This window comes from Psychrobacter immobilis (assembly GCF_904846235.1).
Classification (GTDB): domain Bacteria; phylum Pseudomonadota; class Gammaproteobacteria; order Pseudomonadales; family Moraxellaceae; genus Psychrobacter; species Psychrobacter immobilis_C.
Genome location: NZ_CAJGZN010000022.1, coordinates 1 through 13,061 on the forward strand (window position 1 = coordinate 1; position 13,061 = coordinate 13,061).

11 protein-coding genes and 1 rRNA gene are annotated in these 13,061 nt (G+C 43.2%); 8 read left to right on the forward strand and 4 right to left on the reverse strand.

Going from position 1 to position 13,061, the window contains the following annotated elements; translation table 11 throughout:
- The first annotated feature begins 4 nt into the window (after window positions 1-4).
- The 7 genes from rrf (at window position 5) to JMX07_RS12185 (ending at window position 5,853) form a co-directional block, all read left to right on the forward strand.
- Window positions 5-118: ribosomal RNA gene (gene rrf / locus JMX07_RS12155) — 5S ribosomal RNA — on the forward strand.
- Between the two features lie 183 nt (window positions 119-301).
- A complete protein-coding gene (locus tag JMX07_RS12160) occupies window positions 302-649 on the forward strand; it encodes a hypothetical protein (protein ID WP_201608202.1) in 348 nt (115 codons plus the stop codon).
- 380 nt (window positions 650-1,029) lie between these two features.
- The gene (locus JMX07_RS12165) at window positions 1,030-2,088 is read left to right on the forward strand and encodes a TRAP transporter substrate-binding protein (RefSeq protein ID WP_201608203.1); all 1,059 of its coding nucleotides are present in this window, start codon (window positions 1,030-1,032) and stop codon (window positions 2,086-2,088) included.
- Between the two features lie 18 nt (window positions 2,089-2,106).
- Window positions 2,107-2,634, forward strand: coding sequence for a TRAP transporter small permease (locus JMX07_RS12170; RefSeq protein WP_057761870.1), 528 nt, complete (start codon window positions 2,107-2,109; stop codon window positions 2,632-2,634).
- Window positions 2,631-3,920 (forward strand): TRAP transporter large permease, encoded by a 1,290-nt coding sequence (locus tag JMX07_RS12175; protein ID WP_101204395.1) that lies wholly within the window; start codon window positions 2,631-2,633, stop codon window positions 3,918-3,920. Before JMX07_RS12170 ends, JMX07_RS12175 begins: the two co-directional genes overlap by 4 nt.
- A gap of 234 nt (window positions 3,921-4,154) precedes the next feature.
- Window positions 4,155-5,207, forward strand: coding sequence for a 5'-nucleotidase (locus tag JMX07_RS12180; RefSeq protein WP_201608204.1), 1,053 nt, complete (start codon window positions 4,155-4,157; stop codon window positions 5,205-5,207).
- A gap of 40 nt (window positions 5,208-5,247) precedes the next feature.
- Entirely contained in the window at window positions 5,248-5,853 is a 606-nt protein-coding gene (locus tag JMX07_RS12185) for a rhomboid family intramembrane serine protease (RefSeq protein WP_201608207.1), read from the forward strand.
- Window positions 5,854-5,916: 63 nt separating this feature from the next.
- Here the strand turns inward: JMX07_RS12185 and JMX07_RS12190 are convergent, their stop codons facing one another.
- The 3 genes from JMX07_RS12190 to JMX07_RS12200 all read right to left on the reverse strand — a co-directional run bounded on the left by JMX07_RS12190 (window position 5,917) and on the right by JMX07_RS12200 (window position 8,760).
- Window positions 5,917-6,465 (reverse strand): hypothetical protein, encoded by a 549-nt coding sequence (locus JMX07_RS12190; RefSeq protein ID WP_101204398.1) that lies wholly within the window; start codon window positions 6,463-6,465, stop codon window positions 5,917-5,919.
- Window positions 6,466-6,626: 161 nt separating this feature from the next.
- Entirely contained in the window at window positions 6,627-8,495 is a 1,869-nt protein-coding gene (locus tag JMX07_RS12195) for a sodium:solute symporter family protein (protein WP_101205297.1), read from the reverse strand.
- A gap of 4 nt (window positions 8,496-8,499) precedes the next feature.
- On the reverse strand, window positions 8,500-8,760 hold the full coding sequence (locus JMX07_RS12200) for a DUF4212 domain-containing protein (RefSeq protein WP_101205298.1): 261 nt from the start codon (window positions 8,758-8,760) through the stop codon (window positions 8,500-8,502).
- Window positions 8,761-9,512: 752 nt separating this feature from the next.
- Here JMX07_RS12200 and JMX07_RS12205 point away from each other — a divergent pair.
- Window positions 9,513-11,009: an alanine/glycine:cation symporter family protein gene (locus JMX07_RS12205; protein WP_201608209.1), complete on the forward strand. Its 1,497-nt coding sequence runs from the start codon at window positions 9,513-9,515 to the stop codon at window positions 11,007-11,009.
- A 136-nt stretch (window positions 11,010-11,145) separates the two neighbouring features.
- On the opposite strand, the gene JMX07_RS12210 is transcribed toward JMX07_RS12205, so the two are convergent.
- Window positions 11,146-12,783: an electron transfer flavoprotein-ubiquinone oxidoreductase gene (locus JMX07_RS12210; protein ID WP_201608227.1), complete on the reverse strand. Its 1,638-nt coding sequence runs from the start codon at window positions 12,781-12,783 to the stop codon at window positions 11,146-11,148.
- Window positions 12,784-13,061: the final 278 nt, after the last annotated feature.

A 13,061-nucleotide genomic window follows, 5' to 3' on the forward strand; every position in this document is an offset into this window, starting at 1 on the left:
CTTTGCTGACGACAATAGCGCGATGGCCCCACCTGATCCCTTCCCGAACTCAGAAGTGAAACATCGTAGCGCCAATGGTAGTGTGGTTCGCCCATGTGAGAGTAGGTCATCGTCAGCTCTCTATTCTGAAATATCCCCCGACATTAGCTTGTCGGGGGTTTTTCTTTGTCGTAGGTTTGGTGACGGTGCTAGGTGCTGGATGCTTTGATCAAAAATTCAAATTTTCCTACGAACTAGCTTGGTGTGATATGATTTATTCACTTCTAAAATCTTCTATTTGTAATTTACTTTGGAGCATATTATGGGCGTTTCACTCTACTATACTGCTGAACGTTCTACTCTCTTGACTCAACAGGAGCAAGAGAAAGTTGCATCAATAGTCGATGAGTATAATGAAAACTTTGAGCATGCAGATGATGCAGAGACTTTCGATCTCTATGCATATGATGATAGTGAGTCAGAGGTCATATTAGCAGGAGCTACAAAGCTACCTGCTAGTATGGATGTAAAAGATCTTATGTATACCTTAGAGCATTGGCTACAATGTTTGACTGAGATTCGTCTTGCGGTAACTGATGCAGAATGGCATGTACATCTAGATGATAACGATGCTGTGTGGGTAGATGATAAGTGGCAAATGGAAAAGTAGCGCTTCATCGCTATTATTATTTATATAAATGCTTATATCAGTTTCTATATATTCATATGATATTTACAAAAAAAGCTCTCAACTGCGTAACAGGCTGAGAGCTTTTTTATGAGGAATTATTTTATTCTGCTTACTTTTTACTATTATCTATATAGACAATCCAAGTATTAAGATTATATCTATAATATGAATATATCCTTTAGAACATGCTAAAAATGATTTGACTTCTATCATTATAGCTGCTGATTTTGAACTGTACTTTTATTACAGGTATGTAAAAAATATATCTAAACCTTGTAGCCAATTTAATCTAGGATGAGTCAAATTGTCTGCTCGTAATACCTTACTCTTATTCTCATAATTATCAAAAGGAATTGATAATGAAGTTAGCTCCTCTTTTTTCAATTGGTGCTTTAGCCGCTATTAGCCTTCTTGGCTGTTCTAACCAGTCTGCTGATACGACTGATGGTTCATCAGCTACTTCTCAAGAAACTACCGTACTAAGGTTTTCACATTTTTGGCCAGCAACCTCATCTATCAGTAAAGAAGTCTTCGAGCCTTGGGCAAAACAGATAGAAACAGATTCTGACGGCCGTCTAGAAGTTGAGCTATATCCATCAGCGGGTCTTGCTAAAGCAGACGTTACTTATGAATCTGCTGCCAAAGGTACGATCGATATCGGTTCACAAGCGCATGGTTATACCAACGGTCGCTTTCCTTTGACTCAGATTACTGAACTTCCAGGTTTATCAAATTCAGCAACCCAAATGGGCTGTATGCTACAGACCTTATATGATGACGGTACTTTAGCAGGTGAATACGAAGACTCACATTTATTATTTATGTACGGGGCTGGACCTGGGGCGCTTCATACAACTGATAAGCTAATTCGAACACCTGAAGACATGAAAGGTATGCGTATTCGCCGTCCTTCAGCTGTTGCTGGCGATATTATTGAAAGCGCTGGTGCTTCGCCAGTAGGTTTACCTGCTAATGATATGTATACCTCGTTACAGCGCGGCGTTGTTGATGGTTTAAGCTTCCCGTGGGAGGCGGTAACAGCATTTAAGATTGATGAGATTACCAAATATCATACCAATATTCCTTTCTATAGTTCAGCGCTTATGGTCACGATGAACAAGGATAAATACGACAATTTACCTGATGATTTAAAACAAGTTTTGGATAAAAACTCAGGAATGGCGTTGGCCAGTAAAGTTGGTGAAGTATTTGATAAGCATGACCAGATGGCAATTCAAGCTGCTAAAGATAAAGGTGATGAAATTGTCGAGATTCCTGATCCGCTAAATGATCCAGATTGGAAAGGGCCACTTGAAAGAGGAACCCAAAAATATCTAAGTGATGTTAACGCTTTGGGTTTAGATGCTGATGGCGTCTATGATAAAGCAAAAGCTGCCAGTGCTGCCTGTAAGGTCTAACCTAATTGGAGGTGTCACATGGCATTTTTAGTCAAGCTCAGTGTTTTAATCTCTAGATTATGCCAGTTCATCGGTGGGGTGAGTCTCATTATCATCGTCCTAACCACCATGCTCGACGTCGTCGCACGCTACATATTCAAACTCACCGGCGGTGAGTTTGGCTTTACCGTCAAAGGCAGTGTAGAGATCGTCTCCTACTTCATGCTATTTGCATTACTAGCTGCCTTTGCCGCGTTTGTCGAACGCTCACAAATCATCGTCGATGTCTTCACCCAGAAAATGCCACAGTCTATCAAAGGCTACCTTATGGGTATCTTTATGATGGGCTTCTTTGTCATCGGCATCGTCTTCTCATGGGGACTCTACGAGAGCGCCATTGATGCCTTAGAGTATGGCAAAGTCACCCAAGACCTTCGAATATCTATGATGCCTATCTATATGGTTAGTGCATTCTTAAGCATCCTACTGGCCATTCGCTCATTGATCGAATCCATCAACATCTTTAAGACAGGCGAATTCTTTGACGCCGAGGAGACAGGCGCATGAGTCCAGAAATTATCGGTGCGATTGGCCTAGTTGTCATGATTCTGCTTGTCGTCTTACGAGTGCCTGTTGCACTTGCCATGTTAGGGGTGGGTCTAGTCGGTTTCGGTGCAGTGACAGCGCCTAGTGGTGCTCTGCAAATGCTCAAAGACATCCCAGTCGATGTCTTAGCAAAGTATGACTTTAGTGCCATTCCCTTATTTATTCTTATGGGCGTGTTTGCCACTCACTCAGGCATGGCAGGTAAACTCTTTGAAGCCACTCGGACCATATTTGGCGGAGTACGGGGTAGTCTTGGTATTGCTGGTATCGGTTCATCCGGTATCTTTGCCTCTATCTCAGGCTCATCACTCGCCACTGCCTCTACCATGACCAAAGTGGCCTTACCGCAAATGGAGAAGTACGGTTATCAGCCAGGCTTTGCCTGCGGTATCTTAGCCGCTGGTGGTACGCTTGGTATCATGATTCCGCCCAGTATCGCGCTACTGGTCTATGCCATCTTAACTCAGCAGTCAGTAGGTGACATGTTCATCGCTGGTTTCCTACCCGGTATGCTCGGTATGGTGATGTACTCACTTACCGTCATGGTGATGGTACGCTGGAAACCACATTTAGCAAAACGTGGTGAGAAAACCACGTGGAAAGCCAAGCTACTGTCACTTACGGGTTTGATACCATTTAGCTTTATCTTTATTGTGATTATTGCTGGTATCTTCTTTGGGCTATTTACCCCAACAGAAGGCGCCGCAGTAGGAGCGTTTGTCTCTTGGGCTTATGCCTTTGCTAAAGGTATGCGTTTAGATGGCCTTAAACAGTCACTGATCGAGACACTAGCGCTCTCTGCAGTGGTGTTCTTTATGCTACTGGGTGCAGAGGCATTGGGGTATTTTATCTCAGTCTCACGCTTGTCTTATACCTTGGCATCTTGGATTGGTGGGTTGGCAGTCAGTCCAATGATTGTCTTAATCTGTATTCTGTTCATGTACTTCCTATTAGGACTGTTTATGGATGCCTTAGCGATGCTAGTAATCACAATACCTGTGGTATATCCAATCATTCTAGCGTTAGGGTTTGATCCGGTCTGGTTTGGTATCATTGCGGTATTGACGGTGGAGCTTGGTTTGATTACGCCGCCGATGGGGATGAATATCTTTGTGATTAAGGCGATGGCACCGCATATTAAGCTGAGTGATATGTTCCGCGGGGTGGCTCCATTCATTGTCTCTGATGTGATTCGTTTGGTTATTTTGGTGATGTTCCCTGCCATCTCGCTTGTACTGCTCGGGTAAGCTGAACCTAAATCCTCATGTATAACGTTATTGTATGAAGCCATATTGCTAATAAAGCAGTGTGGCTTTTTTATTGGCTGATATTTTGACTAAGAATTAAGAGAGGGCAGTTTTACAAAATCACAATATGCGGTGCTGCGTGTTGGTAACTTTTCTTAGTGTTATAAAGGCTTATGAATGTAGTAAACTGGTTTTCATTCGTTTTCCTATATAACTTTATAAGTAGAGATAGTCATGGCTGTCGATTTTAGTAATACGCTCATCGTCGCAATTTCTGCAACGGCACTTTTTGATTTGACTGAGTCAGAAAACTATTTGCTAGAGCTGCTAGAGCAACGACCTACAAGTGCTATAAAAGAATTTAGGGAGTACATGACCGAGCGTGAAAATGATCCCTTGAATATTGGTGCAGGTTATCCGCTAATTAAAGCGTTACTAAACCTAAATAAGTATTCTGATAATAGTGACGGACAAGATTCAGATATTGAAACACCATTGGTCGAAGTCGTTATCGTCTCAAAAAGTAGTCCAGACACTGGCATTCAGGTGCTTAATGCAATTCTAGAACATGATATTAATATCTCCCGTTCTGCTTTTGTTTCAGGTAGCCCTGTTGCGCCTTATATCAAAGACTTTAATGTTGATCTGTTCTTGACCACCAATCGCGACGATGCCCAGCAAGTTGCGGATGCCAATATCTGTGCCTGTGCCATACTAGACGCTACGCCTGTGAATACTTATGAGCTGGATACTGAGCAGCTGCGTATTGCCTTTGATGGGGATGCAGTGCTTTTTGATGATTCAGGTGAACTGCTATACAAACAAAAAGGGCTACGAGCCTTTCATGATCGTGAAGTACAAATGCGTGATTTACCGATTGAAAAAGGTCCTTACGCTGAATTATTGATTAAATTATCAAATCTGCAAGAGCGCCTACCTGCTGATCTAAAATACTCGCCAATAAAAATTGCGCTGGTGACCGCGCGTAATGCACCAGCTGACTTGCGTGCTATTAAGACATTGCGAGAGTGGGGCGTGAATGTTGATATGGCGTTTTTTTTGGGAGGACTAGAGAAAACAGCGGTACTCAGAACATTTGCGCCGCATATCTTCTTTGATGATTCAATCAAGCATATCGATGCGGCACGTCGCTTTATTCCTACGGCCTTGGTTCCTTATCATTCGACGTCATTATTGCATGGTGATAACTATCTCACTGCTGATGAGGATGCATCACTGTTGTCGTTCAAACCTGCTGTGCGTCCCTTGTTTGCTGTAAATCACTAAGTAGGCATAAAAAATCTAGGTAATAAGGATAGGATGGTATATGAATTGGCAGCAATTGCTTAATTTGATTGTAGTACGAATAAAGCAGGTCATTGGGCTGTATGCTTTTGTGCTTATACCGATGTGGGGCATGTTTTTTCTAAATGAAGTGGCCCTATTTGGTATGTGGAACATCTTTGGCATCGTACCGCGTGCTTTAGATGTGGGTAGTATTATAGGGGTGTTTGCTTCATGGACTATGCATGGCAATTTGTCGCATTTGACTGGCAATACGGTGACGCTATTACAGATTTTGTTTTTGTTTGGGCTGTTTGAGAAGAATGCTTATCGCACGGTAATTAAACTGGTGGTCGCCTCAGGACTGGTCACTTGGGTTATCGGGTCGCCATCTTCTATCCATATCGGCGCATCAGGGCTTTGTTTTGCAATGTTAGGTTATATGATAGGCGGAGCTATATTTGCGCGGCGTTGGGGTTATCTGATTGCTTGTATTGTTATGGGGACTGGTTACTGGCTGACCATTAAGCAAGGATTGATGCCGCAACAAGGTATCTCATTTGCGGCACATTTTGGTGGCTTGTGCGCTGGGCTATTGCTAGGAGCTAATTCAAAGCATACTTATTCAGCCGCTTCTCAACGCTATTAAAAGCAACTGGATATCAGCATTTAATGAACCAGCATAATCATAACCGTACTAAGCGTTATAGGATCAGACGATTTCATCAGTACAGATTTTGATAAATAAAGGATCGTCTGTAGTCAGCTCTCGCCACGCAGTGGTCTGTTTAACATGTTCATTCACCGTCAGTGTGTTACCTTTTTCTGGTATTACGTAGTCTGCACGCGCAGGAACACTGCAATCGATAACTTGTGGAACTTTCTCTACACTTCTTCGTCTTTCAAATAAATATAAATTGAATAAATATATATTTGGGTTGTCTACTTGCACACTAGCATTTCCAGTATCAGCAGCGATAAAACGTAATATTTGTGGTTTAGCATAAGACCATGGGCGGAACCATTCCTTGCTTTCTGCTGTTTTGACAACTTCTACGCCTTCTGGCAGATCTCGCACTTGTTGACCATACCAGCTGTATTCCTGGTTTATCTGGAATGCAAACATCCCAATAGCAGCAAATAAGGGAATCAGCCATTTAGGTGCACGTTTGCCTGCCAGTTTGCTGAGGTGAGTTATGATAAGTGCTAGTCCAGCCATACCAAATGCGGCAGCGATGGTAGCGATAAACTCAAAAAGCATAAAATATTCCTTAATGCGTTAGATGTGTCTAATTGAACCTCTTAGATAAAGTAAAAATCTAAAATTTAGTTATTATAGCTATAGGATAAAAAAATCACCCACAAGCAGCTACTGCCTGTGAGTGATATATAGTAACAGAAGATATATCCTCAGTTGTGAGCTTAGTGGTCGACCGCACCGCCAGCGCCACGTGGAGAACGTACGCTCTCAACCAGCTCTTGAATATGTGCTGGTGGTGGCGCAGTAGCATAAGATACAGCGAATGCTACGATGAAGTTAAGCAATGCACCAACTGCACCAAATGATAGTGGTGAGATACCAAATAACCAGTACTCTTCAGTATCAGGGAAGTTCGCTGTACCACTGATGAAGAACCAACCTTTGAACATAAAGATATAGACAAGAACGACTATTAAACCAGTCAACATACCTGCAATAGCGCCAAGATTGTTGATGCGTTTAGAGAAAATACCCATCATTAACACAGGGAACAATGAAGAGGCAGCAATACCGAAGGCCAGTGCTACGACCTGTGCGGCAAACCCTGGCGGATTCATACCTAAGTAAGTTGCTACTACAATCGCCACACCCATAGTGATACGAGCATATTTTAGCTCTTGTTTATCAGTGATATTTGGGTTTAAGTTACGTTTGATCAAGTCATGACTGATGGCTGATGAAATTGCGAGCAGTAGGCCTGCAGCGGTTGATAGTGCTGCTGCCAAACCACCTGCAGCAATCAGACCAATAACCCATGGTGGAAGCTGTGCAATTTCTGGATTCGCTAGAACTAAGATATCAGCGTTAACATCAAGCTCGTTACCTGCCCATCCAGCGTTAGCAAAACGACCATCAAGCTCTGCATCATGTGCAATACGAGCGGTTTCTACCGCTGCAGTTGCTGCAGCAACATCGCCACCGTCAGTTTGAGCAGTATTGAGGGCGATCTGAGCAGCACCTAACCCACTATCACTGTACAACTGAATACGACCATCATTGTTTAGATCGTTATACTTGATAAGACCTGTTTCTTCCCATGTCATCATCCAGTCTGGACGTTGATCATATTCTAGAGGCGCTTCTGCAACCCCTTGTGGGTAAACGGTGTCAATTAGGTTTAGACGAGCCATAGCACCTACTGCTGGAGCAGTAAAGTATAGTAGCGAGATAAATACCAGTGTCCAACCTGCTGTCCAACGTGCATCAGCCACTTTAGGTACAGTGAAAAAACGAATGATAACGTGTGGTAGACCTGCTGTACCGATCATTAGCGTCAAGGTAAATAGCACCATGTTTAGCTTGTTAGGAACATCAGCCGTATAAGAGGCAAATCCTAAGTCAGTCACAACTTGGTTAAGCTTAGTCAAAATAGGGACACCTGACTCGACATGGTTTGAAAACAAACCAAGGCCTGGAATCGGGTTACCGGTCAACTCAAGTGAAATAAAGACAGCAGGAATAGTATAGGCAATCATCAGAACCACATACTGTGCAACCTGCGTATAGGTAATCCCTTTCATACCACCAAGTACGGCATAGAAGAAGACAACAATAGCCGCAATGATAAGACCAGTACTACTCTCAACTTCTAAGAAGCGCGAGAATGCAACACCAGCACCGGTCATCTGACCGATAACGTAAGTGGTCGATGCGGTAATCAAACAGACCACAGCAATCATAGCAGCCGTTTTTGAGTAAAAACGATCGCCGATAAAATCAGGAACCGTGAACTTACCGAACTTACGTAAATAAGGCGCTAAAAGCATCGCTAGCAGAACGTAACCGCCAGTCCAACCCATCAAATAGGTAGAAGCGCCATAACCACTAGCAGCAATAAGACCTGCCATTGAGATAAATGACGCCGCACTCATCCAGTCAGCAGCTGTTGCCATACCGTTAACGACCGGATGGACACCACCACCAGCAACATAAAATTCACTGGTTGAACCAGCACGAGCCCAAATCGCGATACCGAAATAGAGAGCGAAGGATAGACCCACAAAAATAAGATTAATTACAAATTGACTCATGGGGCTATTCCTCGTCTACGCCATATTGTTTGTCTAACTTATTCATACGCCAAGCGTAAAAGAAAATTAGGATGATAAATATACCAATGGATCCTTGCTGAGCAAACCAAAAGCCCAGATCAGTACCACCGATTTTGATACCAGCTAACAATGGACGAAACAAGATACCAAAGCCATATGAGCATAGCGCCCAAACAACCAAGCTGCCGAGAATGAGACGAATATTGGCGCGCCAATATCCAGATGGATCGTTGTGGTTTTCCATAGGACAACTCCTTTTGTCTTACCTAAAAAATATCAACCATATAAAAAGAACTGCGATTATTTCTTACCACGAAAAGTATAAAAAATAGTCAGGTACTGCTTTATATAGTGAAAACGATGATGCGTGATAGTACGTTTAATGCTCGGTAATTCTCTACTTCAAATAAAAGTAGTTAACTATTTAAGCATCGTATTGACCTAAGCCATCGAATGGCAAAAATAACGTTTCTTGAGGAAGACAGAAGGGTGGACTATCCAGTGTCTTTTTAACAATCTCGTCTTCCTGACAAGAGTTTTAATCTTTTTAACACGCTAACCTGTTGTGCTTCTTGTACTGATTAATAGCTTCGATAACTATAAAACAGTCTAAACGGATATAGAATTTATATTAGCACGGTTTAATAAAGATAATTGCAAACTACTACGCATAAATAATAAGTAAATTACTAAAAATTAGTTTGCTAAATATTTATTAAAGAACCTAACGTTACGGCAACCGAGTAATTTATACGATTAAATTATCACTTAATCTATTCTATATAAGATGAAACATAAGCATTATTTATTTTAAAAATAACTATATAAAGTCGATAAGTAAACGTGATGGTCGCATGTCGCTCAATATCTATATCATGCACGTGTCTTTTTGGTATCAGGTATTTTGCACAGAGGCTTATATAGTCCATGGCAATCAAAATATGATATCGATATGAAATTTAAGTAACGCGTATAAAGAATGAATAAGGAGCCCATATGAACGAAGGGATAGTAGGTTGGTTTAATAACATCGTAAATTATGGTGTCGGTATTATCTGGGGTAACAACGATTGGCTGATTGCTAGTAACCCTTGGTATGGATTACTGATGTTCTTACTAATTGGTGCGGGTCTTTACTTCACCGTCGTGACACGTTTTATTCAGTTTCGTCATTTTGGTCATATGTGGAAGTTGCTACGCGTGTCCAACCAAGGACGCAAAGATGGTGGTATTAGCTCATTTGAAGCATTGATGACGTCGCTGGCCGCGCGTGTTGGTACTGGTAACTTGGCAGGTGTGGCAATTGCCATCTATTTGGGTGGACCAGGTGCTGTATTCTGGATGTGGATGACGGCACTGGTCGGTATGTCGACCAGCTTTATCGAGTCAACCTTAGCACAGGCATATAAAGTACCGCACAACGATAATGTGTACCGCGGTGGCCCTGCTTATTACATTGAAAAAGGTCTAGGCAAACGCTGGCTCGCCGTGTTTTTCTCATTATGTTTGTTAGTGGCCTTTGGCTTGGCATTCAATGGCGTACAGTCAAACACCATCGCTCAAGCGACAAATGAAGCCTTTGGTGTGCCAACGTGGATGACAGGTTTGGTACTGGTAGTACTGGTAGCGCCAGTGGTATTCGGTGGTTTGCGCTCAGTAGCTCGTATCGCGGGTAAAATCGTACCAGTGATGGCCATCTTGTACATCTTGCTAGCGCTATTCATTATCGTGACTAACTTCAGTCAATTCCCAGCAGCGATCGCGTTGATTGTAAAATCAGCATTTGGCTTTGAACAAGCGGCAGGCGGCGTCATCGGTTATGGTATTGCGCAGGCAATGATTAATGGTATCAAACGTGGCTTGTTTTCTAACGAAGCAGGTATGGGTTCAGCGCCGAATGCTGCAGCAACGGCAAAGAGTCATCCTGATCACCCAGCAGTACAAGGTTTCATGCAAATGCTTGGCGTATTTATGGATACCCTTATCATTTGTACCGCGACGGCGTCGATTATTATTTTGTCTGGTGTGGTCGACCCTAATGTCGAGCAAGAAGGTATTCAGTTAACTCAGTTGGCCTTATCACAGTATGTGGGTGACCTAGGTGTGGTGTTCGTGGCGATTGCGATTTTCTTCTTCTCATTTACGTCTATCATCGCCAACTATAGCTACGGTGAGTCAAATCTTGAGTTTATCTCTGGTGCCAAAAATGCCAAAGTGATGATTATGATTTTCCGCTTCCTAGTATTAGGTATGGTATTTATTGGCTCTGTTGCCAGTTTACCTGCTATATGGAACTTCGCTGACTTATCTATGGGTCTGATGGCCTTGGTCAACTTAGTGGCTATCTTGCTCTTGTCTCCTGTAGCGCTAAGAATACTACGTGACTATGAGCGTCAGGTAAAAGAGGGTAAAACAGGGGATCAGATTAAGTTTGATCCTGATAACTTTGTAAAACTCAGAGATGAAGCTAACCGTGATGCTTGGACAGACTAAGCAGCATTGATTGGTAAAAATAGCTTGTTCTAAGCATTAAAAAACCGCCCGACTCTTATGCAGAGAAGGGCGGTTTTTATTGGAGCGCAGTTTTAATGATATTAACTGTACCAGCTCAAATCAGAATTGTCCTGACTTACATGTTTGGATAGTTAGGACCACCACCACCTTCTGGGGTTACCCAAGTGATGTTCTGTGAAGGGTCTTTGATATCACAGGTCTTACAATGCACGCAGTTCTGTGCATTGATGACAAACTTAGCGCCTTCAGCATCTTTGACCACTTCATACACACCCGCTGGGCAGTATAGACGCGCAGGCTCAGCGTATAACGGTAAGTTGATCGAAACAGGTACCGTTGGATCAGTCAATTTTAGATGCGTTGGCTGATCTTCTGCATGGTTGGTATTAGAGATAAATACTGACGACAACTTATCAAATACCAGTTTACCATCAGGCTTGAGGTAAGTAGGTTGATAAGCGTGGTTAGCACGCTCTAACTGATCATAGTCTGGAGTGTTGTCATGTATGGTTAATGGCATCTTACCTTTTAGCAAATTGTGCTCGATAAAGATAAAAGCGCCGCCCATGAACTGCCCCATACGATGCATCGCTGGTGAGAAGTTACGTGACTCATAGTTGTCCTGATATAACCAAGACTCTTTGTACATCGTGCTATAAGCAACGACTTCATCATGCTGACGATCTGCTTGTAGCGCCTCAAAGATTGCTTCGGCTGCGAGCATACCTGACTTCATCGAAGTATGAGTACCTTTGATTTTTGCTGGATTTAAGAAACCTGCATCATCGCCTACCAATACGCCGCCTGGGAAGGTAAATTTCGGCAGTGAGTTAAGACCCCCTTTGGTCAATGCGCGGGCGCCATAAGAGATACGCTTGCCGCCTTCTAATACATTCTTGATAACAGGGTGTGTTTTCAAGCGCTGCATTTCATCAAAGGGAGACATATAGGGGTTGTGGTAAGACAAATCAGCCACAAGCCCGAAACTTACTTGATTGTTTTCATCAAAGTACAACCACCAGCCGCCAGTTGAGCCAGTTTCAGTCAATGGCCAGCCAAGACCATGCATGACAACGCCTTGCTCATGCTTCTCAGGATCGACGTCCCACAGCTCTTTTAGACCAATACCATAGTGCTGAGCATCAGAGTCTTTGTCTAGACCAAAACGGCTGATCAAACGCTTACCCAAGTGACCACGGCTACCTTCAGCAAAAATAGTGTATTTAGCAAGCAGCTCATAACCTGGCTCAAAGCTAGGCTTGGCTTCACCATTGGCGGCCACACCCATATCGCCCGTCAATACACCTCGTACCGAGCCATCGTCGTTGTACAAAATATCATCAGCAGGGAAGCCTGGGAACATCATGACTTCAAGCTCTTCTGCTTGTACGGCTAACCAGCGAACCACATTACCCAATGATACGATGTAGTTACCATCATTATGCATAGGCCCTGGGATCAACGAGTGAGGCACTTTGGTTGAGCGTGTGGCAGAGTTTAAGTAATAAAAACGATCTTCTGTCGCTGGCACATTAAGCGGTGCGCCTTTTTCTTTCCAGTCTGGAATCAGCTCATTGAGCGCACGTGGCTCAATGACTGCACCAGATAGTGTATGGGCACCAAACTCTGAGCCTTTTTCGACCACACAAACCATAAACTCATCATTACCAGCTTCAATAGCGAGCTGGCGCAAACGTATGGCAGCAGACAGACCTGCAGGTCCACCGCCAACAATGATGACATCGAACTCCATTGATTCGCGTTCGACTTCAGGTTCCGCGGCAACTGGCGCTACGACTGGTTCTACTTTATCTAGCGTTGCGGTCTCTGTCGCTACTGGTGCGTCAGCATTCACAGTATTACCATCAATAACTGGCGTTTGATTGTCTTGCTCTTGCATACCTACTCCTAAACTTTTAGTGGCTTATCTCAGGGCATCATTAGCTTAACAACTGAATAATAGACTTGCGGCGCTAACGTCACTCAGACATATGGCTGCCCGATAAAACTGTCTTTGCGGCATCAATTGAC

Bases quoted from the DNA above. Each gene is read 5' to 3' on its own strand.
- JMX07_RS12160 (WP_201608202.1), top strand. From the start codon at position 302: ATGGGCGTTTCACTCTACTATACTGCTGAACGTTCTACTCTCTTGACT.
- JMX07_RS12165 (WP_201608203.1), top strand. From the start codon at position 1,030: ATGAAGTTAGCTCCTCTTTTTTCAATTGGTGCTTTAGCCGCTATTAGC.
- JMX07_RS12170 (WP_057761870.1), top strand. From the start codon at position 2,107: ATGGCATTTTTAGTCAAGCTCAGTGTTTTAATCTCTAGATTATGCCAG.
- JMX07_RS12175 (WP_101204395.1), top strand. From the start codon at position 2,631: ATGAGTCCAGAAATTATCGGTGCGATTGGCCTAGTTGTCATGATTCTG.
- JMX07_RS12180 (WP_201608204.1), top strand. From the start codon at position 4,155: ATGGCTGTCGATTTTAGTAATACGCTCATCGTCGCAATTTCTGCAACG.
- JMX07_RS12185 (WP_201608207.1), top strand. From the start codon at position 5,248: ATGAATTGGCAGCAATTGCTTAATTTGATTGTAGTACGAATAAAGCAG.
- JMX07_RS12190 (WP_101204398.1), bottom strand. From the start codon at position 6,465: ATGCTTTTTGAGTTTATCGCTACCATCGCTGCCGCATTTGGTATGGCT.
- JMX07_RS12195 (WP_101205297.1), bottom strand. From the start codon at position 8,495: ATGAGTCAATTTGTAATTAATCTTATTTTTGTGGGTCTATCCTTCGCT.
- JMX07_RS12200 (WP_101205298.1), bottom strand. From the start codon at position 8,760: ATGGAAAACCACAACGATCCATCTGGATATTGGCGCGCCAATATTCGT.
- JMX07_RS12205 (WP_201608209.1), top strand. From the start codon at position 9,513: ATGAACGAAGGGATAGTAGGTTGGTTTAATAACATCGTAAATTATGGT.
- JMX07_RS12210 (WP_201608227.1), bottom strand. From the start codon at position 12,783: ATGGAGTTCGATGTCATCATTGTTGGCGGTGGACCTGCAGGTCTGTCT.